The sequence below is a fragment of the Mycolicibacter longobardus genome (genome assembly GCF_002102265.1).
Taxonomy (GTDB): domain Bacteria; phylum Actinomycetota; class Actinomycetes; order Mycobacteriales; family Mycobacteriaceae; genus Mycobacterium; species Mycobacterium longobardum.
Genome location: NZ_LQPG01000019.1, coordinates 41,017 through 62,746, shown reverse-complemented (window position 1 = coordinate 62,746; position 21,730 = coordinate 41,017). Strand labels below are relative to the sequence as shown.

Here is a 21,730-nt window from a genome sequence, read left to right as displayed (position 1 = left end):
ACTCATCCAGCACAGTGGATTTTCTGCCGCTGGCGCCGCCGGGGTCGACACCGGCACGGGTTCTCACCGTGGCCGGATCGGACTCCGGCGGCGGTGCGGGCATTCAGGCGGACATGCGCACGTGCGCGCTGCTCGGCGTGCACGCCTGCGTCGCCGTCACGGCGGTGACGGTGCAGAACACCGTGGGAGTCAAAAGCTTTCATGAGGTTCCCGCCGACACCGTCGCCGCCCAGATCAAGGCGGTGGTGCCCGACATCGGGATCCAGGCCGCCAAGACCGGAATGCTGGCGTCGGCGCAGATCATCACCGCGGTGGCCGCGACGTGGCGAGAGCTCGGGCTGACGGTTCCGCTGGTGGTCGATCCGGTGTCGGCCTCCATGCACGGTGATGCGCTGCTGGCGGCGTCGGCGCTGGACGCACTGCGCGACACCTTGTTTCCGCTGGCCACCCTGGTCACCCCGAATCTGCATGAGGTGCGGTTGCTGGTCGGGATCGAGGTGGTCGACACCGAATCCCAGCGCGCGGCCGCGCGAGCGCTGCACGCCCTGGGACCGCGATGGGCGCTGGTCAAGGGGGGACACCTGCCGTCGGCGCAGCACAGCCCGGACCTGCTCTATGACGGCAACGACTTCCTGGAGTTCCCCGGGCCGCGGGTGGCCACCGCCGACGACCACGGCGCCGGCGACACGCTGGCCGCGGCCACGGCGGCCGCGCTGGCGCACGGGTTTTCCGTACCGGATGCGGTGGCGTTGGCCAAACGGTGGGTGACCGAATGCCTGCGCGCCGCCTATCCGCTGGGCCACGGGCACGGCCCGGTCTCGCCGTTGTTCCGGTTGGGTCGGGGCCGCTGATGAGCCTGGCAGACGTCGCCGGCATCGCGCACCGTCCCGACGGCACCCCGACCGGTGTGGTGCTGCTGACCCACGGCGCCGGTGGCAACCGGGATTCGCCGATGCTGCAACGCCTTTGCGAAGAGTGGGCACGCCGCGGTCTCCTGGCGATCCGCTACAACCTGCCGTTTCGGCGGCGCCGCCCCAAGGGCCCGCCGTCGGGATCGGGCGCCGGCGACCGGGACGGCATCACCGCGGCCATCGAGTATGCCCGTGGCCTGGCCGACGGTCCGCTGATCGCCGGCGGGCACTCCTACGGCGGACGGCAGACCTCGATGGTGGTGGCCGCCGGCGGCGTTGCGGTGGATCTGCTCGCGCTGTTCTCCTATCCGCTGCATCCGCCCGGCAAGCCCGAGCGTGCTCGCACCGAGCACCTGCCCGAGATCGGCGTGCCCACGGTGTTCACCCACGGCAGCTCGGATCCCTTCGGCACGTTGGCGGAGATCCACGCCGCCGCCGCGCTGGTGCCCGCCGGGCACGAGGTCGTCGAGATCACCGGCGCCCGCCACGATCTGGCGTCCAAAACACTCGATGTCCCGGCGCTGGCGGTCGACGCGGCGCTACGGCTGCTGGGCTGAACCGCTCAGGGCAGGACGACGACACTGGCGGCGTAGCTCAGGCCCGATCCGTATCCGAGCAGCAGGGCCAGGTCACCGGACTTGGCGGCGCCGGTGGACAGCAGCTGCTCCATCGCCAGCGGGATGGATGCCGCGGAGGTGTTGCCGGTGGTCTCGATGTCGTTGGCGATGACGACATCGGATCGCAGTTCCATGCTCTTGGCGATGACGGCGTTGATCCTGCTGTTGGCCTGGTGCGGAATGAAGACATCGATGTCGTGCGGTTCCAGGCCGGCGGCCGCCAGCGCGCGTTTGCCGACGCCGCTCATCTCGAATGCCGCCCAACGGAATACGGCGCCGCCGTCCATCCGCAGAAAGGGCCGGGGCCCGTCGGGATGCTCGGTGTAGCTGATCCAGTCGATGTCCTGGCGAATGGCGTCGCAGTTCTCGCCGTCGCTGCCCCACACCGTCGGCCCGATGCCGTTCACCGGCGTCTCACCGATCACCACAGCGCCGGCCCCGTCGCCGAAGATGAAGCAGTTCGAGCGGTCCTCCATGTCGATGGTCGTCGAGAGCACCTCGGAGCCGATGACCAACGCGTTGTTGATCGTTCGGGCACGCAGCAGGTCGGCGGCCACCCCCAGCGCGTAGCCGAACCCCGCGCAGCCGGTGGCGACGTCGAACGCGGGTATTCCCGACGCACCGAGGGCGACCGCCACGCTCGGCGCGCACGACGGGGTCTGGCGGAAGTTCGTGCTGGTCGCGACGATCACCGCCTCCACCGCGGATCCGTCAATCCCGGCGCTGGACAACGCGTTGCGGCCGGCTTCGACGGCCAGACCGGCGACGGTGTCGCCCTGACCGGCGAACCGGCGGGACCTGATCCCGGTACGCGAGTAGATCCACTCGTCGGAGGAGTCGATGCGCAGGCAGATCTCGTCGTTGGTGACCACCCGCGGCGGGCGGCACGCGCCGACCCCGAGCAGGCCGACCGGTCGGGCGGCGGCAGGATGGCGAATCTCGCTCAAGGAAAGATCTTTCAGTGGCGGGCCGGCGGCGGCTAGTTAAACCGTCTAGACAATACCGTCCAACGTCGGCCGCAGGTGACCCCGATACCCCGCGGGATCTCAGTGGCACTGCGCAAAGCCGGTGACCGCTCAGCGGTCGTAGTCGTCCTCCCCCAGGGGCACGCCCTGGTGCTGCTCGATCACATCGGCTTCGGCGGCACGGTCGGCGTAGCGGTCTGCGGTGATCTCGGCATCCGGCCGCTCCTCATCCGGCTCCGCTATCGGCACCGCCTGACCGGCCAGATCCACGTCGCTGACTTCGCTGTCGCGGATGGTCATGATCGCCTCCCGTACTCCCTGAACAGCATGCACCGTTATTGTCCCCCATCGCCCGGCCCGCCTGAGGAGCTTCGCTGCTTACCGGTGAGTCAGGTACCGTGATTTCATGAGTACGGAGCTGTTCGACGTCGTCATCGTGGGTGCGGGTTTCGGCGGGATGGGCGCGGCGATCGAGCTGAAGAAGCTCGGCTACGACGACATCGTTCTGCTCGAGCGTGAGGACGATCTCGGCGGAACGTGGCATGTCAACCGCTACCCCGGTCTGGCGGTCGACATCCCCTCGACCACCTACTCCTACTGGTTCGAGCCCAACCCGCACTGGTCGCGGGTGTTCGCCACCGGCTCGGAGCTCAAGCGCTATGCCGAACACGTCGCCGACAAGTACGACGTGCGCCGGCACATGCGCTTCAACACCACCGTCGAGGGCGCGCGCTGGGACGAGGAGGCCCAGCGCTGGCAGGTGGGTCTGGCCGACGGCTCCACCCTGAGCGCCCGCTACCTGATCACCGCGACGGGTTTCCTGTCTCAGCCGCACACCCCGGACATCCCCGGCATCGCCGATTTCGGCGGCAAGGTGGTGCACACCACCGCCTGGGATGACAGCCACGACTTCCATGGCCGCCGGGTCGGCCTGATCGGCACCGGCGCCACCGCGGTGCAGCTGATCCCGGAGCTGGCGAAGACGGTCGCCGACCTCACGGTGTACCAGCGCACGCCGATCTGGGTGGCACCCAAGCTGGACTTCGGGATCTCCCCCGCCGTGCAGAAACTGTTCGCCCGGCTTCCGATGACCCAACGCGCGGTGCGGTATGTGACCGACGGTCTGCTGGGGTTCATGACGTTCGTCGGGATCCTCAACTTCCCCTATTTCCGCCGGCTGTCGATCGGCGCCATGGACCTGTGCAAGATCCACCGGTTCATCTCGATCCGGGACAAGGAGCTGCGGGCCAAGCTGACCCCGAGCTACGACATCGGCTGCAAACGGCCCAGCTGGTCCAACGACTACTACCGCACCTTCAACAAGGCGCACGTACACCTGGAGACAGCCGGGATCGATCACATCGAGCCGAACGGCATCGTGACCCTCGACGGGCGCAAGAGCGAGATCGACACGCTGGTGCTGGCCACCGGCTTCGACATGTGGGAGGCCAACTTCCCGGCGATCGAGATCGTCGGAAAGGGCGGGCGCAATCTGGGGAAGTGGTGGCGGGAGAACCGGTTCCAGGCTTACCAGGGTGTGTCGATTCCGGCGTTCCCGAATTTCCTGAGCCTGGCCAGCCCCTACGCGTTCTGCGGTCTGTCGTTCTTCAACACGATGGAGTACCAGATGCGGCACATCGGCCGGCTGTTCGGCGAGCTGCAGCGCCGCGACGCGAAGACCTTCGAAGTCACCGAGGCCGCCAACACCCGCTTCCTCGACGACATGACCAAGCGGCTGGACCGCTCGGTCTTTTACGCCGGCAGTTGCGCCGGGTCACGGTCCTACTACTTCAATCCCAGCGGCGAAGCGACCCTGCTGCGGCCCACCACGGTGCGCAACGCTGTGCGCGACGGTTCCCACTTCCCGTTAGAGGACTATCAAATCGCCTGACCTCTAAGGGTATTCGGCGTCAGTTGTCGTCGCCGGTCCTGCCGAACACGATGGACTCGATCAGTTCACGCAGGCAGGCCTGGGCGTAACCCGGGCTCCACGGGACCATGCCGTCGGTCTGCTCCTCGCCGCCCCGGGCCACCCGGCCCAAGTCGTCCACGAGTGCGGCCAGAGCGTGCACCAAGAACTTCGCGTGCGCCGGATCCAGATCCGGTCTGACCGCCATCATCGGCTGTGTCCAGGTATCGATGAAGGCCTGCTCGGAATCCCGCAGCCGTCCCCGCTCGGCGGGTGCCAGGTTCACCCGCTCGGTGTCATAGACCGCCGCCAGTTCGGGGTTGGCGAACACCGTGGCCACGTATGCCTCGACCAGCCGATGCAGCGCCTCGGCCGGCTCGGCGAAGACACCCGCGATAGCCGCCATCTCCCCGGCGATCCGGTCGAGGGCACGCTGCAGGCCTGTCGTCAGGATGTCGCCCTTGCTCGAGAAATACCGGTAGACGCCGGAGGCTGGGACACCGACGGCTTCGGCGATCTCGGTGACGCCGGTCTCGGCATATCCCTGCCTGCCGAACAGCAGAATCGCCGAGTGCAACAGCGCCTCATAGGGTCCGGCGTCCGGTGTGAAGATGCGCCACACCGACGGACGATTGACCCCGAGGTCTTCGGCTTGGGGAAGTTGTGTTGCGGCGACTGCCCGCGCCGCCGCGATGAGCAATGGCCTGACTTCCTCATCTGGGAGCTGCAGCCGATGCCCGATGATGCTGCGGGAGATACTGATCAGGCCCAACGACAAGGTCCACCGTTCCACCGGGGTCAGCCCGGGGCGCAGCGCGGCGAGTGGACGTTGCACACGCCTGCCGACCGTCTCCATCTGGCTGAACAGCTTGGCTTGGTCGTCGGGGTGCAGGTAGCGGGCCTGCCACCGGAACAGCGCGCCGGCCTCACGGTTGAGAATCGTCGATGTGATGAGTCCGTCGACCAGCCGGTCCAGTACCGCCTGCGGATCTTGTGCCAATTCGGCATCGGTCATGTCGTCGATGAAAGCTGTGGAGTCGACCAGTTGCTGTCCGAGTGCGCCGACGACGACGGCGAACATCTCGTACTTGCTGGGATAGTGCCGGTACAGCGCCGGGGCGGAGATTCCGACCTTGGCGGCGATCGCCTCCATACTGGCCGCGTGGTAGCCCTGTGCGCTGAAAGTCTCCGCGGCCGCACGGGTGATCTGCGCCTTGCGGTCCTTGGGGCGTCGCCTCATACGGGCACCGGTCTGGCCCGCCGGGTCGTTCGTGTCACCAAGCGTGGTACCCACCCCCCGATCAACTCAGGTCAACTCTTTTGTTAGCACAGCATTATTAGCACAGCCTATCTTGTACCGCAGAGGAGGCCGCGCCGTACATCCCGCCCCGTTTGGTCAGGGGCCCAATGGTGCCCGGTGGCGCTTGTCGCGGGGCGGGACACCGTTGGGCCCCCCGATGGATTGCGCGTAGTTCGCCACCGCGAACGCCACCGCGGAACCGGTCAGCGCCAGCGCGTGCTGGTTGATCGCCTCGACGGTGTCGCCGGGGCCGTGGTAGTTCGGGTCGAACGGCGCACCGGCCTTTCCGCCCCACAGCCGAGCCTGCGCGGTGGTCTTGAGTTGGGATGCGCCGGTGGTGATTCCCCCGATGGGCACCCCGGCCACCACGAACGGGCTGTAATCGGTGTCGCTGCTCAGCGGCATGTCGGCGGGCCGCACGCCCACCAGGTTGAGGTATCCGGCCAGGGTGCGTTCGACACCGGCCGATCCGGCCGGGACGTCGTCGGGGGTGATGTCGCGGCTCGGCAGCGCGGACTGATCACCGTCGTAGGTGAAGTAACCGGGATTCGGGGAGGCGAGCATGTCGAAGTTCAGATACAGGGCGATGTCGTTGAGCTGGTCGCGGTCGAGGCCGAAGACGTAGTCCGTCGAGCCGCCGAGCTGTCGTTCCTCGGCAGCCCAGAACGCGAACCGCACCGCGTTGGTCACCGCCGGCGACGGGCCCAGCTGCAGGGCGGTCTCCAGCACCGCGGCCACACCCGAGCCGTTGTCGTTGATGCCCGGCCCGCCCGGCGCCCCGTCCAGGTGCGCACCGACCATCACGACATCATACTCGGATCCGGTTCTGGTCTGGGCCAAGATATTCCGTGAAGTGATCTTGACGGTGGTGGTGTCCAGCACCAGCCGCACCGGACCGGTGGCGCGGCGCAGCGCGCTGTCGCCGTCGCGACCGGTCACCGCCACCGGCAGCGTGAGCTGGTCGTAGTAGTTCGGTGGGAAAAGTCCGGTGGGCGCACCGTTCCGGCTCGGCAGACTGACCACCACCAGCGCGGCAGCACCGCGTTCGGCCGCCACGTTCTGTTTGGCGACCACCGAACAGCCGGCGTCGCTGACCACGGCGATCCCCCCGCGGGGAACCGTCGGCGGATAGTCGGCCGGCGCACAGCCGGTCGATCGGGTCGGGCGGACCACCGGACCGGTCACCCCGCCGGGCGGGGTACGCACCAGCAGGGAGGCCTGATCGACCGGGTAGCCGAAGCCGGCGACGGTCAGCGTCGGATTGCCCGGCGACGTGGTGTCCAACCTGGTGAGCTCCGGGGTGGCCACATCGAAGCCCTTGTCCCGCAGGGCGTTCACCACGTACTCCACACTGGCGTCGAAACCCGGCGTGCCGTCGGCCCGATTCCGCCCATGCGCATCGGCGATCTCCTGCAGCCTCTGCAGGTGCGACACCATCGCAGCCACGGTGACCTGACCGGCCAGCCGGTTCGACAGTGGCGGCTGGGCGGGCTCCGGCGAGCAGCCCGCCAGCACGCCGACGGCGACCAGCAGGGCTCCCGCCGGACGGATCATGGGCGGGTGACGACGTGACGAGTGCGATCGTCCCGAATCGGAACTCCGTTGCGGCCGCTGAGATCCTGGGCGTACAGCCCGACCGAGTAGGGGACGCCCCGGCCGTTGACGGCCAGTTCGTCGCGGTCGATGTTGTCGATGGTGTCGCCCTTTTGGTGGTAATTCGGGTCGAACGGCTCATCGGCCGCGCCGCCCCACAGTTTGGCCTCGTCGGGCGACTTCTTCACCTCCGCCCCGGAGAACAGGCCGCCGGACGGGACACCCGCCAGGGTGAATCCGTCGTAGTCGGAGCGGCCGTCGAACGAGGTGTCCTGCGGTTCCTTCCCGGCGGACTTGAGGTAGGCGGCCAGGGTCCGCTCGATGCCGGCCGAGCCCTCCGGCACCACCGGCTGGCCCCGCTTGTCCGGGGCCAGCGATTGGTCACCGTCGTAGGTGAAGTAGCCGGGATTGGGCGAACCGAGCATGTCGAAGTTCAGATACAGGGCGATGTTCTTGAGCTGTTCGACGTCGAGCGACTCGACGTACTTCATCGACCCGATCAGGCCGAGTTCTTCGGCGCCCCAGAAGCCGAACCGCACCGCGTTGCGCACCTGTGGCGAATCACCCAGCTGCAGAGCGGTTTCCAGCACCGCGGCAACCCCAGATCCGTTGTCGTTGATGCCCGGGCCCTCCGGGACGCTGTCCAGGTGGGCGCCGAGCATGACCACGTTCTCGGTTGATCCGGTCTTGGTCTGAGCGATCACGTTGCGCGACGGGATGTCGTCGGTGTGCGCGTCGAGTTTGACCGTGATGGTCCCGTGGCCGCCGCGCAGCATCGCACCGTCGGCCTTGGTCACGCTCACCACCGGGATCTTCACCTCGGTCTTCTCGCCCAGGGTGCCGCCCATCTTCTCTTCGTCGACACTGTCGGCGACCACCATCGCCACCGCGCCGTGCTCGACGGCGATGGCCATCTTCTCCTTGAACGGGCAGGTGCCGCGGTCCACCAGGACGACGGCGTCCTTGACCGTCAGCCCCTTGTAGTCCTCTGCGCTGCAGCCCGGACTGTCGTCGTCGGCGGGCGTGGCAACCAGCGGGCCGGTGACACCCTCCGGCGGGGTTCCGAGGCTGTACATCAGTGCGCGGGCCGTAACGGTCTTGTCGCCGAGCTGAACCGAGCCCGGTTCGGACTTGAACACCCGGGCGGTGAACTCCGGCGTCTCCACATCGAAGCCGTGCTCCCGCAAGGTGCTGGCCACGTAGTCGACGCTGGCGTCGTATCCCGGCGTGCCGATGGCGCGAGTGCCGTTGTGGGCGTTGGCGATGTCCTGCAGCTTCTGCAGGTGGGCCATCATCGCGTCGACGGTGACCTTGTCGCGCAGGGTGTTGGCGAACTCCACGGCCGCGGCGGCATCGGCTCCCTGCTCGGTGTTCACCGGGGTGCGGCTGCAACCGGCGCTGAACAGCGCACCGACCAGAACGGCACCGAGGACGGGCATCAACTTCGACTTGTACTCCACCGCGTCCACGTTAGTGGGTGCCCGCCGCGGGCGAGGTCAGGCCCGGTCCGCCCAGGTGTGCGCCGACCATCTCGGCGACCGCGGCCATGCCGGCGGCGTTGGGGTGAAACGGCCACGGCCGCCACGGCAGTGGCAGGCCCGCCCCCACCGTCCACGGCAGCACCGACCAGGGGTGATGATCCCGGCTGGCCTGCCCGGCGCGGACGATCTCGCATCCGGTGGCGGCGGCCGCCGCGGCGGTGTGTCGCTCCAGCCCGTCGGCGACGTGACGGGCCAGCTGCGCCACCTGTTCCGGCAACCGCCCGGCCCGCACGCCCTCCGGTGGCATCAGGGTCAGGTAGTCGACGAAGAGCACTCGCGCGTGCGGCGCCCGGTCTCGGACCGCGGTGCCCACCTCGCACAGTGCTGCTTCGACCTCGGTCAGCGCCTGCTCACGCTGCTCACGGTCCAGTAGGGCGGAGATCGCCGGCAGCCGCCGGGCCACCCGGGGCAGCATCGCTGCCATCAGCAACGGCACATAGCCGACGTCGTTGCCGCCGATGGTGATGGTCACCAGGGCTTCCGAGCCGTCCAGCGCCTCGATCTGCGGTCGTGCGCCACGTTGCGGCTCAGCCAGCAGGTGGGCCGTTGTCGCACCGGAGAACGTGACGTCGACGAGGTCGAGGTTCAGCGCGTGCGCGACCAGATGCGGATAGTTACGCGCCGAGCGTCCCGATGCCGTCGGCGCGCCGGCGGCGCCCGGCCGGATTCCGGGACCGGCCGCCATCGAACTCCCGAGGGCGACATAGCGATTCACGCTCGTCTACCTCCGCCGAGGGGTGAATCTGGCGACGCAACACGCCGCCGAGGCGTCGCGATACTCACACTCGGTGCGCATCACAGGGCCGGGCTGGATGCCTGCGCCCAGAAGCGTTTCGGGATACGGCCGGCGCGGCGCGCCAGATACCCGGCGGTGACGGCGGCCGCCATGGCCGTAGCCATGGCCTGCGGGTCGGACGCTCGGGTCACCGCAGTGGCCAGCAGCACCGCGTCGCATCCCAGTTCCATCGCCAGCGCCGCGTCGCTGGCGGTGCCGATGCCGGCGTCGAGCACCACCGGAACCCCGGCAGCCGCAACGATCATCTCGATGTTGTGCGGGTTGGCGATGCCCAGCCCGGTGCCGATCGGCGACCCCAGCGGCATCACGGCCGCGCATCCGACGTCCTCGAGCCGGCGGGCCAGCACCGGGTCGTCATTGGTGTAGGGCAGCACCACAAACCCGTCGTCAACCAATTGTTCTGCGGCACGGACCAATTCGATGCCGTCGGGCAGCAGGGTGCGTTCGTCGCCGATCACCTCCAGCTTCACCCATTCGGTGCCCAGCGCCTCGCGCGCCAACTGCGCGGTGAGCACGGCTTCGGCGGCGCTACGACAGCCCGCGGTGTTGGGCAGCGGCGTGATGCCCAGCCGGCTCAGCAGATCCAACATCCCGGTCCCGCCTTCGGCGTCGATCCGGCGCATCGCGACCGTGGTGAGCTCGGTGCCGGATGCCACCAACGCCTCTTCGAGTGCCGTCAGGCTCTGCGCCCCACCTGTTCCCATGATGAGCCTGGAGCTGAACTCCCGCCCGGCGATGGTCAGCTTCGCGTCATCAACCACCCTGCACCGCCGTCACCACCTCGAGCCGGGCGCCGTCGGAAAGCGTGGTGGTCCACCGCGATCTCGGCAGCACCGCCTGATTCACCGCCACCGCGATACCGCGGTCGGGGTAGCCCATCGAAGCCAGCAGCGCCGCGACCGTCGTCGCCTCGGCCACTTCGACCGGCTTCTCGTTGACATTGATGATCATTGCCGTACTCCAACCGGAAGTAGTTCGCAGACAACCTGTTCGGCGGTCCACGGCGCCAGCAGAAAACCGTTGCGGCCGTGACCCGCGGCGATATACGTCCGTTCGTCGAGACGTTGCACCAGCGGCAGGTTATCCGGTGTCATCGGCCGCAGGCCGGCGGCGCACTCGGCCAGCTCGTACTCCCCCAGTGCCGGGACCAGGGCGCAGGCGTCGTCGAGCAGGTCGCGCACCCCCGACACCGCCGGGGCGGTGTCGCGGCCGTGCTCGTACTGGGTGGCTCCCACCACCACGCCGTCGGGACGCGGCACCAGATACACCGCCCGGCCGTGCACCCGGGCCCGGATCACCCGTCGCGGCGGCGGCAGGCAGCCCTTGCGCCAGCGCAGCCGCAGCACTTCCCCCTTGACCGGCCGGATCGCCAGCCCGGGCCAGAGCGCCGGGGCGTCGATGCCGTTGGCGATCACCACGGCATCGTCGTCCACCACCTCGGCCAGATCACCCACCGGGGGCGCCCACGTCACGCCGAGTTCCTCGCAGGCGCCGATCAGGGCGGTGACCACGGCACGGTTGTCGACAGCCAGCTCGGTGGGGGCGGAAAAACCGTGCCGGATGCCGGCGGCCAGCAGCGGTTCGACGTCGCGGGCGTCGGACTCCCAGCGCACCGGATGGCCCTGCCCGGACAGCCAGTCGGCGACGGTGCGTAGGTCGGCGGCGTCGGCCCGGTCGGCGGCCACCACCAGCGATTCGCGCGCGGTGACGACATGGTCCGGCAGCCCCTGGAGGAAGTCATGCCACAACTCCAGGGAGCGCAGCCCCAACCGCAGCTGCTGTTCCTCGCCGGGCCAGCCCTCGCTGTGCGGGGCCAGCATTCCGCCGGCCACCCAGGACGCACCGTGCTCGGCGGTGCGGTGCACGCGCACCGTCCACCCGGCGCGGGCGGCCTGCCGAGCGACCGACAGCCCGATGACGCCGCCGCCGATCACGGCCAGCGAACCGAGCGAGGGCCCGGGCATGTGCGGCTCCCTTCCACCTGGGTGTCAACTCACCAAGCTAGCCGCTACCGTCGCGGTGTGCACAAACGCTCCGACCGTCTGACCCGCCTGGGTGATGCCCGGCTCTACCTGTGCACCGATGCCCGCCGGGAACGCGGTGATCTGGCCGAGTTCGCCGACGCCGCACTGGCCGGCGGGGTGGACATCATCCAGCTGCGCGACAAGGGTTCCCCGGGCGAGCAGCGGTTCGGTCCCCTGGAAGCCCGCGGCGAGCTGGCGGCCTGCGAGATCCTGGCCGACGCCGCGCGCCGGCACGGGGCGCTGCTGGCGGTCAACGACCGCGCCGACATCGCCCGGGCCGCGGGGGCCGACGTACTGCACCTGGGCCAGGACGATCTCCCGCTGCCGGTGGCCCGCGAGATCATCGGGCCCGACGTACTGATCGGCCGGTCCGCCCACGACCCCGACCAGGTCAGCGCCGCGATGGCCGAACCGGTCGACTACTTCTGCACCGGACCGTGCTGGCCCACCCCCACCAAACCGGGCAGACCGGCGCCGGGTCTGGACCTGGTGCGATTCGCCACGGATCGGCGCGCCGCCAAGCCGTGGTTCGCCATCGGCGGCATCGACGTCGAGCGGTTGCCGCAGGTGCTGGCCGCCGGCGCCCACCGGGTGGTGGTGGTGCGGGCGATCACCGCCGCCGAGGATCCGCGGGCTGCGGCGGCGGCCTTGCGGGCCGGGCTCGCCGCGCGCTGAGCCTGGCCGCGCCGAACGTGCACTGAGCCCGCGATTTGCCCGGCATTTTCTCGCGCTGAGTACACGTTCGGCGAGCCGGAACGTCGCGGCCGGGGTCAGACCCCGCGCAGCGACTCCCAGCTGGCGGCGAAGCCGGGGTGCAGCGGCAGCCCGGCCACCTCATGCTCGTCGACCCACCGCAGTTCGGTGCTCTCCCCGTTGGGCACCACCGGGAGCAGTTCGTCGGCGTCGGCCACCACGGTGGTGTAGGTCCAGGTGGTGCCGCTGGCCGACGCGGTCACCACCGCCGCGCGCACGACGATCCGATCGGCGGGCACGCCGGCCTCCTCCTGCGCCTCGCGGATGGCGGCCTCTTCGGCGGTCTCGTGGCTGTCGCGGGCGCCGCCGGGCAGCGCCCAGGTGCCGCCTTGATGACTCCACCAGGCGCGATGCTGCAGCAGCACGGTGCGGGAGCCGTCGGGACGGGGTGCCCGCAGCAGCAGACCCGCCGCGCCGTGCCGTCCCCAGAAGCGGGCGCCGGTATCGGAGAACGCCCATCCATCGCCGTCACCACGCACGCTGGAAGCGTATCGGGACAGGCAAGGTCTCGGTTGTGGCGAGATCACGCGTCGTTTTCGGCAACAACCGTTGCGACGGGCGGCGTGGACGACACCTGCACTCTTAGAATTCCTTTACTATCGTTGGTGTCGCGAGCAGCCGCAGGGATGGAGTCTGAACAGACGTGACCGTTGAGTTGGCGCATCCGTCAACCGAGCCGGCAGGGTTACGGTCGCCGACCGAAGCGGCCCGGCCCCGCTGGTGGTTCTTCACCACCACCCCGGGGCGAATCCTGGCCATCGGCCTCATGCTGGCCTCCCTGGGCGGCATCAGCGCCTTCGCCACCGCGACCACGATCAACAACCGGCAGAACACCCTGACCACGGTGCTCGACCACACCGAGCCGCTGGCCTACGCCGCCGGTCAGCTCTACACCAGGCTGTCGGTCGCCGACGCCGCCGCGGCCACCGCATTCATCGCCCAGGGTGAGCCGCGGGCGGTGCGGGAACGCTACGAGCAGGCCATCACCGACGCGGCGGTCGCCGTGACCAGGGCCTCCGGCGGTCTGAGCGACGAGCCGCTGCTGCAGCTGCTGGGGCGGATCAACGCCCAGCTGGCCGTCTACACCGGCCTGATCGAGACCGCCCGGACCAACAACCGATCGGGCGATCCGGTCGGTTCGTCATACCTGTCGGAAGCCTCCGAGCTGATGCAGCACACCATCCTGCCCGACGCCCAACGGCTCTACCAGGCCACTTCGGCCACCGTGGACCTCCAGACCACGGCGTCCACCCGGGTGCCGGCCCCGGTGATCCTGGTGGTGGCGACCACCGTGCTGTTCGGTGCGTTCGCGCACCGCTGGCTGGCCCGCACCACCCGGCGCCGGATCAACCCCGGCCTGGTCGCCGGCGGGCTGGCGATCCTGGTGATGGTGATCTGGGTCGGCACCGTCCTGGTGATCTCCACCGCGGGCAGTCGCACCGCCAAGGACACCGGAGCCGAATCCCTCAAGGCGATCACCAACCTGGCGATCACCGCGCAGCAGGCGCGTGCCGACGAAACCCTGTCGCTGATCCGTCGCGGCGACGAGGAAACCCGCAAGCAGACCTTCTACCAGCGCATCGACGCCATGCAGCAACAGTTGGAGGAGTACCTCGCCCGCGGCGACGCCGTCGACAAGGCGGATCTGGCCAACACCGGGAAGCTGCTGGCCCGGTGGCGGCAGGCCAATGACCGGATGAACTCCTACATCGCCGTCGGCAACTACCGGGCGGCCACCCAGGTGGCGCTGGGCGGCAGCGGCGACGACTCCACGCCGGCGTTCGACCAGCTCGACTCGGCCCTCGACAAGGCGCTGCAGCACAGCCGCAATCAGCTGCGCGGTGACGTCCTCAACGCCCGCCGGGTACTGTCGGTGGCCCCGGTCGGGGGCGCGGTGCTGAGTCTGGGTGCCGCGATCGCGGTCGGGCTTGGGTTGTGGCCACGACTGAGCGAGTACCGATGATGACCCCCCGCCGGCCCCGGCTGCTCCTGGGCGCACTGGGCGCGATCCTGATGCTGTCCGCTGTGACCGGATGCGGACACACCGAGTTCGTGACGGCTACCGCGGTGCCGACGTTGCCGCCGCCCACCCCGGCCGGGATGCAGGAGCTGCCGCCCGAGGCGCCGCGGCCACCCGAGCCGGCCGCCGAAGACTGCGACGCCACCGCCAGCCTGCGGCCGTTCCGCAACAAGGCCGAGGCCGACGCGGCGGTGGCCAAGATCCGCCAGCGCGGCAGGCTGATCGTCGGGCTGGACATCGGCAGCAACCTGTTCAGCTTCCGCGATCCGATCACCGGCGAGATCACCGGTTTCGACGTCGACATCGCCGGCGAGGTGGCCCGCGACATCTTCGGCACGCCGTCGCAGGTGGAGTACCGGATCCTGGCGTCGGCCGAACGGATTGCCGCACTGCAGAAATCCGAAGTCGATATCGTGGTCAAGACCATGAGCATCACCTGCGGCCGACGGGAGCTGGTGAACTTCTCGACGGTGTATCTCGTCGCCAACCAACGTCTGCTGGTGCCACGCGACTCCGCGATCCGGCAGGCGGCAGACCTGTCCGGCAAACGGGTCTGCGTCGCGCAGGGCACCACCTCGCTGCGGCGGATCCGGAACATCTCACCGGCGCCGATCATCGTCTCGGTGGTGAACTGGGCCGACTGCCTGGTGGCCCTTCAGCAGCGCCAGGTCGACGCCGTCAGCACCGACGACTCGATCCTGGCCGGGCTGATGGCGCAGGACCCGTATCTGCACATCGTCGGACCGAGCATGGACGAGGAGCCCTACGGCATCGGGATCAACCTGGACAACACCGGGCTGGTGCGCTTCGTCAACGGCACCTTGGAGCGCATCCGCCGGGACGGCACCTGGAACACGTTGTACCGCAAGTGGTTGACGGTGCTGGGTCCGGCGCCGGTGCCGCCTACGCCGAGGTATTCGGACTGATGGCCCGCGACGACGATGCAGTGCGCAGCGACGCCGAGGAGCCGCGCGACGACACCGACGACGCAGAGCGCAGCGGCGCTGCGGAGCTCGACGACGACGGGCCGGCCACCCAGCGAGCGGACGTACTGGCCGAATCGTCGTCGGTTCGCCGCCCGATGTCGACCCAGGCGATCTTCCGCCCGCGCGAATCGAACTCCGCGGGATTGGCCGAATCCCATGAGACGACGGTGGTGCGCACGGTCGCCCCGCAGCGCCGCCTGGGCGGCGGCCTGGTGGAGATCCCCCGGGTTCCCGAGATCGACCCCCTCTCGGCGCTCATGGCCGACCCGGTGGTCGCCGAGTCCAAGAGGTTCTGCTGGAACTGCGGTCGTCCGGTGGGCCGTTCCACCGGGGACGCGAAGGGGGCCTCGGAAGGCTGGTGCCCGCACTGCGGCAGCCCGTATTCCTTCCTGCCACAACTGAAACCGGGCGACATGGTGGCCGGGCAGTATGAGATCAAAGGCTGTGTGGCGCACGGTGGCCTGGGCTGGGTCTACCTGGCGGTCGACCACAACGTCAACGAGCGCCCGGTGGTGCTCAAGGGTCTGGTGCATTCCGGCGACGCCGAGGCGCAGGCCATCGCGATGGCCGAGCGGCAGTTCCTCGCCGAGGTGACCCACCCGTCGATCGTGAAGATCTTCAACTTCGTCCAGCACCCGGATTCGCACGGCGACCCGGTCGGCTACATCGTCATGGAGTACGTCGGCGGGCAGTCGCTCAAGCAGCGCCGCGGCAGTCGGCTGCCGGTGGCCCAGGCCATCGCCTACATGCTGGAAATCCTTCCGGCGCTGGCCTATCTGCACTCGCTGGGACTGGTCTACAACGACCTCAAGCCGGAGAACATCGTGCTGACCGAGGAACAGCTCAAGCTGATCGACCTCGGCGCGGTGGCACGCATCAATTCCTTCGGATACCTCTACGGCACCCCGGGCTTCCAGGCGCCCGACATCGTCCGCACCGGACCCACGGTGGCCACCGACATCTACACGGTGGGCCGCACCCTGGCCGCGCTGACGCTGAAGCTGCGCACCCGCGACGGCCGCTACGTCGAGGGTCTGCCCGAAGACGACCCGGTCCTGACGAAGTACGACTCCTACCGACGGCTGCTGCGCCGGGCCATCGACCCCGACCCGCGCCGCCGATTCACCTCCGCGGAGGAGATGTCGGCCCAGCTGATGGGTGTGCTGCGCGAGGTGGTCGCCGAGGACACCGGGATACCGCGGCCCGGGCTGTCGACGGTGTTCACCCGGTCGCGGTCCACGTTCGGCGTACATCTGCTGGTCGCGCACACCGACGTCTACCTGGACGGGCATGTGCACTCCCAGAATCTGACCGCACGCGAGATCGTCACCGCACTGCAGGTGCCGCTGATCGACCCGGGTGACGTCGCCGCCCCGCTGCTGTCGTCGATGGAGCTCAGCGAACCGGTGCAGACGCTGGAATCACTGCGCGCCGTGCGCAACAGCGCGCTGGAATCCGAGGGCATCGACCTATCGAAGTCCATCGGACTGCCGTTGATGGAGGTGCGCGCACTGCTGGATCTCGGCAACGTCACCAAGGCCGCAAGCAAGCTCGATGAGCTCGCCGAGCAGGTGGGTTGGCGGTGGCGGCTGGTCTGGTTCCGCGGGGTGGCCGAGCTGCTCACCGGCGACTACGAGGCGGCTCGCAAGGATTTCACCGAGGTCCTCGACATGTTCCCGGGTGAGCTGGCGCCGAAGATGGCGCTGGCCGCCACCGCCGAGCTGGCCGGGACCGACGACGAGCGCGGTTTCTATGAGGCCGTGTGGCACACCGACGACAGCGTGATCTCGGCCGCCTTCGGTCTGGCCCGGGCCCTGTCGGTGGAGGGCGACCGGACCGCGGCGGTTCGTACCCTTGACGAAGTACCCGCTACCTCAAGGCATTTCACCACTGCGCGCCTGACCAGCGCGGTGACGCTGTTGTCGGGGCGCTCGACCAACGAGATCACCGAGGCTCAGATCCGCGACGCCGCGCGCCGGGTGGAGGCACTGCCGGACACCGAACCTCGGGTGTTGCAGATCCGGGCGCTGGTGCTGGGTGCGGCGATGGACTGGCTGACCGAGCACGAGGCCAGCACCAACCACATCCTGGGATTCCCGTTCACCGATCATGGGCTGCGGCTCGGTGTGGAGATGGCGCTGCGCTCGCTGGCCCGGCTGGCGCCCACGCAGGAGCACCGTTACGCGTTGGTCGATATGGCCAACGCGGTGCGGCCGATGAGCACGTTCTGATGGGTCGGGATGGAAAGCCTTCACGCGCTGCTGGCTCCGGTATCGACGGCGACGCCAGCGGTCTCGGGACGCCGAGGTAGCCCACGATGACGTTTCCGACGCTGACGCAGATCGAGGACGCCAACTGGGACTACCTTGCAAGCAGCGCCGCCACCTGGACCAACCTAGCCAACACCTGGGAAGCCGCGTTCACCGAAGTCCGCGACGCCTCGGTGCGCCCCGGCGGCACTCCGTGGAGTGGCGGCGGAGCGCAAGCCTTCCAGCACCGCGCCGCCGCTGACGTGGTGGTAGTCCACGGCCCGGCCGACATGCTGCGCACTGCGGCCGCGATCGCCACCCGCGGCGCGCAGGCCCAACAGAGCAACAAGGGACTGGTGCTGTCGGCGTCAATGACGCCGAACGCGAGGACTTTCGCGAAGCCGACGACGCAGGCAACGTCTTGAAGGTAGAGGGATATCCAGCACCATGATCAAAGGCGCAATTGGCGTAGTCGCAGTAGCGGCACTGGTTGCTGCCTGTGGCCTGTTCGGCAAGTCCGACCGCACTAACGACCGCTTCGTCCAGCCTGGACAACCCAAGATGTCTCCTTCCGGCTCTTATACGGCGCTGGCCGACCACGGCCCCGAGGAAAACGGCGTAGCGACATGGGTCGCGGTCATTCAAGACAAGTTCGGCAAGGAAGTGTTCCGTGACACGGAGACCTACAGCACCCGACATGGCGTCGGGATCACATGGTTGTCCAACACAGACCAATTATGGTTGCTGTCCAGCGATGTCGGCACCGCTCACGTGGACAGAAACCCTGACGGCACTTGGACAAAGACATGGATGAACCCCCAGACTGTCAAGGACATCCCAGCCGAGATCAAAGCCTCCGGCTGATGGAACCTCTATGGCAATGATGTGCGCCCGATGGAGACCGATCGATTCCCGGCGAACACCCCGTTTCCCAGGAGTACCTCGTCGACACCAAAACCGTTGCTGGCGATTCGAACTCGGTCGTGCGTACCGATCGACGCCCCGCTGTTTCAGGACGCGCCCGATCCCAGCTGCGGCTACGCCTGACAACGGTTCTGCTACGTCAGCACCGTCTCCGGTTCGGTGAACGGCAGGCTCAGGGCTTCTGCGACTTGCTGATTCAACAGCGCGCCATCGTGGGTGGTGAGTCCTCGCGCCAACGCGACATCGGCCTGACACGCCCTACGCCATCCGGAGTCGGCGAGACTGATCACATACGGCATGGTGGCGTTGGTCAGTGCCACGGTCGAGGTGCCCGGAACCGCACCGGGCATATTCGTCACGCAGTAGAAGAGCGCGTCGTGAACCGTGTAGGTCGGCGCGTCGTGCGTGGTCGGTCGCGAATCCTCGAAGCAGCCACCCTGATCGATGGAGACGTCCACCACCACCGAGCCTGGTTTCATCTGCGCCACAATTGAATTGGAGACCAGCTTGGGCGCCTTGGCGCCCGGAACCAGCACCGCGCCGATAACCAGGTCGGCTCGCCGCACTGCGGCTTCAAGGTCCAATGCCGACGAATACTGTGTGTGGACGCGGCCGTCGAAGGCGGCATCCAGGTCCCGCAGTCTGGTCAGGTCAACATCCAAGATGATCACATCCGCACCCATGCCGACAGCGACCCGTGCTGCGTTGTAACCCGCCGTGCCGCCCCCGATCACCACGACCTCAGCCGAACGGGCACCCGGCACACCGCCGATCAGGACGCCGCGGCCCCCAGCCGGCGTCATCAGGTAGAACGCGCCGACCTGTGTCGCCAGCCGCCCGGCCACCTCGCTCATGGGCGCGAGCAACGGCAGTGAACCGTCGTCGGCGCGTACGGTCTCGTAGGCGATCGACGTGGTGCCCGAGTCGAGCAACGCCGCTGTGCACGCCCGGGACGCGGCCAGATGGAGATAGGTGAACAAAACCTGCTTCGGCCGCATCATCGGGTACTCGTGCTCGACCGGCTCTTTCACCTTCAGCACCAGATCGGCCTCGCTCCAGATGCTTTCCGCGCCTGGGATGATCTGCGCACCAGCGGATCTGAACTCCGAATCACCGATCGACGACCCCGCACCGGCACCGGCCTGCACCAAGACGCGGTGCCCGCGGCGGACCAGCTCCGAGACACCGGCAGGTGTGATAGCCACCCGGAACTCGTTGTTCTTGACCTCGGCGGGGATGCCGACCCGCATCAGGGACTCCTCGTCGGTCCGTGAGTTACCACCTGGAAAGCCGCACCGTCAGCCCAGCCGACGCAGCCGCGGCTCCAGGTCGGACTTGAAGAGCTCCAGGAAGCGTCGCTGGTCGTGGCCGGGAGCGTGGAACACCAGGTGGTTCAGGCCCCACTGAACGTATTGGCCGACCTGTTCCACGGCCTCGTCGGGGTCTGAGGCCACGATCCAGCGTTTGGCGATCTGCTCGATCGGCAGGGCGTCGGCCGCCTTCTCCATCTCGATCGGGTCGTCGATGGAATGCTTCTGCTCGGCCGTCAGCGACAGCGGCGCCCAGAACCGGGTGTTGTTCAGCGCCAGATCGGGATCCGGGTCGTAGGAGATCTTGATCTCGATCATCTTGTCGATCCCGTCGGCGTCGCGCTCCGCGGCGGCTGCGCCTTCCAGCACGGCGGGCATCAGCTTCTCGGTGTAGAGCTCTTCGCCCTTGCCCGAGGTGCAGATGAAGCCGTCGCCGACTCGCCCGGCGTACTTTGCCACCGCCGGCCCACCGGCCGCGATGTAGACCGGCACGCCGGCCTCCGGCACGTCGTAGATCGAGGCGCCCTTGAGCTGGTAGTAGTCACCCTCGAAGTCCACCCGGTCGCCCCGCCACAGCGCGCGCATCAGCCGTACCGACTCGCGCAGCCGGGCGAAGCGTTCCTTGAACTCGGGCCACTGGCCGGTGAAACCGGTGGCGATCTCGTTGAGGGCCTCGCCGGTGCCGACGCCGAGGAAGATCCGCTGCGGATACAGGCAGCTCATGGTCGCGAAGGCCTGCGCGACCACGGCGGGGTTGTACCGGAACGTCGGGGTCAGCACCGAGGTGCCCAGCTGGATTCTGCTGGTGCGCTCTCCGACCGCGGTCATCCACGCCAGCGAGAACGGGGCGTGCCCGCCTTCGTGCCGCCAGGGCTGGAAATGGTCGCTGACAGTGGCGCTGTCCATACCGTGTGCTTCGGCGGCAACACCGAGCTCGACGAGTTCCCTCGGCCCGAACTGCTCCGCCGATGCCTTGTATCCCAGTTTCAGTTCCGCCATTCCACCTTTTCTACACTCCCACCGTCTTTCTAGACTCACGGGCATGGGCGAGAAGTTGGTCGAGCTCGTTCCGGTCACCGAGCGGGTGCACCTGGCCCGCGGCGAGGCGGTCAACTGGCTGTTGGTGACGGACGACACCGGCGTGCTGCTGATCGACGCCGGCTATCCCGGTGACCGCACCGACGTGCTGGCGTCGCTGGGCGCGCTGGGTTATCACGCGGCCGATGTGCGCGCGGTGTTGCTCACCCACGCCCACGTCGACCATTTCGGCGCGGCGATCTGGCTCGCGAAAACGCACGGCACACCGGTCTATTGCCACGCCGACGAAGTGGGCCACGCCAAACGTGAGTATCTGGAGCAGGCGTCGCCGCTGGCGGTGGCCCCGCACCTGTGGCGGCCGAGTTGGGCGCTGTGGAGCGTGCACGTGCTGCGCAACGGCGGCCTGAACCGCGAGGGCATCCCGTCTGCCCAACCGCTGACCGGAGACATCGCCGCGAGCCTGCCCGGTCAGCCGGTGGCCATCCCCACCCCCGGTCATACCCGCGGCCACTGCTCGTATCTGGTCGACGGTGTGCTGGCCAGCGGTGACGCCCTGATAACCGGCCACCCGGTGCTGGCCCACACCGGACCGCAGCTGTTGCCGGCACTGTTCAGCCACAGCCAGGACGACAGCCTCCGCAGCCTGAGCGCACTGGCCCTGCTGGAGACCGAGATCCTGGCGCCCGGTCACGGCGACGTGTGGCGCGGCCCGATCAAAGAGGCCGCCGAGGCCGCTATCGCCCGCGCGGGCAGACGTGGAAGGTCACAATCCGATAAGCGCTGATCAGGCAGTT

The 21,730-nt window shown here is 68.6% G+C and carries 22 protein-coding genes; 10 read left to right on the top strand and 12 right to left on the bottom strand.

Features of this window, described 5'->3' with window-relative positions:
* Positions 1 to 14: 14 nt before the first annotated feature.
* Together thiD and AWC16_RS11115 are read left to right on the top strand one after the other, a co-directional pair.
* A complete protein-coding gene (gene thiD, locus AWC16_RS11120; RefSeq protein ID WP_085264923.1) occupies positions 15 to 851 on the top strand; it encodes a bifunctional hydroxymethylpyrimidine kinase/phosphomethylpyrimidine kinase in 837 nt (278 codons plus the stop codon).
* Positions 851 to 1,468 (top strand): alpha/beta hydrolase family protein, encoded by a 618-nt coding sequence (locus AWC16_RS11115; RefSeq protein ID WP_085264804.1) that lies wholly within the window; start codon positions 851 to 853, stop codon positions 1,466 to 1,468. The genes thiD and AWC16_RS11115 overlap by 1 nt, the downstream gene beginning before the upstream one ends.
* A 5-nt stretch (positions 1,469 to 1,473) precedes the next feature.
* Here the strand turns inward: AWC16_RS11115 and AWC16_RS11110 are convergent, their stop codons facing one another.
* Together AWC16_RS11110 and AWC16_RS11105 are read right to left on the bottom strand one after the other, a co-directional pair.
* On the bottom strand, positions 1,474 to 2,475 hold the full coding sequence (locus AWC16_RS11110; RefSeq protein ID WP_085264803.1) for a beta-ketoacyl-ACP synthase III: 1,002 nt from the start codon (positions 2,473 to 2,475) through the stop codon (positions 1,474 to 1,476).
* 129 nt (positions 2,476 to 2,604) lie between these two features.
* On the bottom strand, positions 2,605 to 2,793 hold the full coding sequence (locus AWC16_RS11105; protein WP_085264802.1) for a hypothetical protein: 189 nt from the start codon (positions 2,791 to 2,793) through the stop codon (positions 2,605 to 2,607).
* Positions 2,794 to 2,899: 106 nt separating this feature from the next.
* On the opposite strand from AWC16_RS11105, the gene AWC16_RS11100 reads away from it, so the two are divergent.
* Positions 2,900 to 4,384: a flavin-containing monooxygenase gene (locus AWC16_RS11100; RefSeq protein ID WP_085264801.1), complete on the top strand. Its 1,485-nt coding sequence runs from the start codon at positions 2,900 to 2,902 to the stop codon at positions 4,382 to 4,384.
* A gap of 19 nt (positions 4,385 to 4,403) precedes the next feature.
* Here AWC16_RS11100 and AWC16_RS11095 read toward each other — a convergent pair whose 3' ends face one another.
* The 7 genes from AWC16_RS11095 to thiO form a co-directional block, all read right to left on the bottom strand.
* Entirely contained in the window at positions 4,404 to 5,642 is a 1,239-nt protein-coding gene (locus tag AWC16_RS11095; protein WP_085264922.1) for a TetR/AcrR family transcriptional regulator, read from the bottom strand.
* A 156-nt stretch (positions 5,643 to 5,798) separates the two neighbouring features.
* Entirely contained in the window at positions 5,799 to 7,256 is a 1,458-nt protein-coding gene (locus AWC16_RS11090) for a M28 family peptidase (RefSeq protein WP_085264800.1), read from the bottom strand.
* On the bottom strand, positions 7,253 to 8,734 hold the full coding sequence (locus AWC16_RS11085; RefSeq protein WP_085264921.1) for a M28 family metallopeptidase: 1,482 nt from the start codon (positions 8,732 to 8,734) through the stop codon (positions 7,253 to 7,255). Before AWC16_RS11085 ends, AWC16_RS11090 begins: the two co-directional genes overlap by 4 nt.
* 31 nt (positions 8,735 to 8,765) lie before the next feature.
* Positions 8,766 to 9,551 carry an SGNH/GDSL hydrolase family protein gene (locus AWC16_RS11080; RefSeq protein WP_207572304.1) on the bottom strand — a complete coding sequence of 262 codons (786 nt, stop codon included), beginning with the start codon at positions 9,549 to 9,551 and terminating at the stop codon, positions 8,766 to 8,768.
* A gap of 80 nt (positions 9,552 to 9,631) precedes the next feature.
* Positions 9,632 to 10,393, bottom strand: coding sequence for a thiazole synthase (gene thiG, locus AWC16_RS11075; RefSeq protein ID WP_085264798.1), 762 nt, complete (start codon positions 10,391 to 10,393; stop codon positions 9,632 to 9,634).
* The gene (gene thiS, locus AWC16_RS11070) at positions 10,386 to 10,583 is read right to left on the bottom strand and encodes a sulfur carrier protein ThiS (protein ID WP_085264797.1); all 198 of its coding nucleotides are present in this window, start codon (positions 10,581 to 10,583) and stop codon (positions 10,386 to 10,388) included. Before thiS ends, thiG begins: the two co-directional genes overlap by 8 nt.
* Positions 10,580 to 11,596, bottom strand: coding sequence for a glycine oxidase ThiO (thiO, locus tag AWC16_RS11065; protein ID WP_085264796.1), 1,017 nt, complete (start codon positions 11,594 to 11,596; stop codon positions 10,580 to 10,582). Before thiO ends, thiS begins: the two co-directional genes overlap by 4 nt.
* A 57-nt stretch (positions 11,597 to 11,653) precedes the next feature.
* Here thiO and thiE point away from each other — a divergent pair, with 57 nt between their 5' ends.
* The gene (thiE, locus tag AWC16_RS11060; RefSeq protein ID WP_085264795.1) at positions 11,654 to 12,331 is read left to right on the top strand and encodes a thiamine phosphate synthase; all 678 of its coding nucleotides are present in this window, start codon (positions 11,654 to 11,656) and stop codon (positions 12,329 to 12,331) included.
* Positions 12,332 to 12,426: 95 nt separating this feature from the next.
* Here thiE and AWC16_RS11055 read toward each other — a convergent pair whose 3' ends face one another.
* Positions 12,427 to 12,888, bottom strand: coding sequence for an NUDIX hydrolase (locus tag AWC16_RS11055; RefSeq protein ID WP_085264794.1), 462 nt, complete (start codon positions 12,886 to 12,888; stop codon positions 12,427 to 12,429).
* A 164-nt stretch (positions 12,889 to 13,052) separates the two neighbouring features.
* Between AWC16_RS11055 and glnX the strand changes: the two genes are divergently transcribed.
* From glnX to AWC16_RS11030, 5 genes are all read left to right on the top strand, one after another.
* Entirely contained in the window at positions 13,053 to 14,372 is a 1,320-nt protein-coding gene (gene glnX, locus AWC16_RS11050) for a protein kinase G-activating protein GlnX (protein ID WP_085264793.1), read from the top strand.
* Positions 14,373 to 14,422: 50 nt separating this feature from the next.
* Entirely contained in the window at positions 14,423 to 15,355 is a 933-nt protein-coding gene (locus AWC16_RS11045; RefSeq protein WP_085264920.1) for a glutamate ABC transporter substrate-binding protein, read from the top strand.
* The gene (locus AWC16_RS11040; RefSeq protein ID WP_276062493.1) at positions 15,355 to 17,646 is read left to right on the top strand and encodes a serine/threonine-protein kinase PknG; all 2,292 of its coding nucleotides are present in this window, start codon (positions 15,355 to 15,357) and stop codon (positions 17,644 to 17,646) included. Before AWC16_RS11045 ends, AWC16_RS11040 begins: the two co-directional genes overlap by 1 nt.
* An 86-nt stretch (positions 17,647 to 17,732) precedes the next feature.
* Positions 17,733 to 18,089 carry a hypothetical protein gene (locus AWC16_RS11035; RefSeq protein WP_085264792.1) on the top strand — a complete coding sequence of 119 codons (357 nt, stop codon included), beginning with the start codon at positions 17,733 to 17,735 and terminating at the stop codon, positions 18,087 to 18,089.
* 22 nt (positions 18,090 to 18,111) lie between these two features.
* Positions 18,112 to 18,528: a hypothetical protein gene (locus tag AWC16_RS11030; protein ID WP_165759207.1), complete on the top strand. Its 417-nt coding sequence runs from the start codon at positions 18,112 to 18,114 to the stop codon at positions 18,526 to 18,528.
* Positions 18,529 to 18,722: 194 nt separating this feature from the next.
* Here the strand turns inward: AWC16_RS11030 and ald are convergent, their stop codons facing one another.
* Both ald and fgd read right to left on the bottom strand, forming a co-directional pair.
* Complete coding sequence (gene ald / locus AWC16_RS11025) at positions 18,723 to 19,838, bottom strand: alanine dehydrogenase (protein ID WP_085264790.1); 1,116 nt, start codon at positions 19,836 to 19,838, stop codon at positions 18,723 to 18,725.
* Between the two features lie 48 nt (positions 19,839 to 19,886).
* Positions 19,887 to 20,897 carry a glucose-6-phosphate dehydrogenase (coenzyme-F420) gene (fgd, locus tag AWC16_RS11020; protein WP_085264789.1) on the bottom strand — a complete coding sequence of 337 codons (1,011 nt, stop codon included), beginning with the start codon at positions 20,895 to 20,897 and terminating at the stop codon, positions 19,887 to 19,889.
* A 55-nt stretch (positions 20,898 to 20,952) separates the two neighbouring features.
* On the opposite strand from fgd, the gene AWC16_RS11015 reads away from it, so the two are divergent.
* Positions 20,953 to 21,720 (top strand): MBL fold metallo-hydrolase, encoded by a 768-nt coding sequence (locus AWC16_RS11015; protein ID WP_207572308.1) that lies wholly within the window; start codon positions 20,953 to 20,955, stop codon positions 21,718 to 21,720.
* The last annotated feature ends 10 nt before the right edge of the window (positions 21,721 to 21,730 follow it).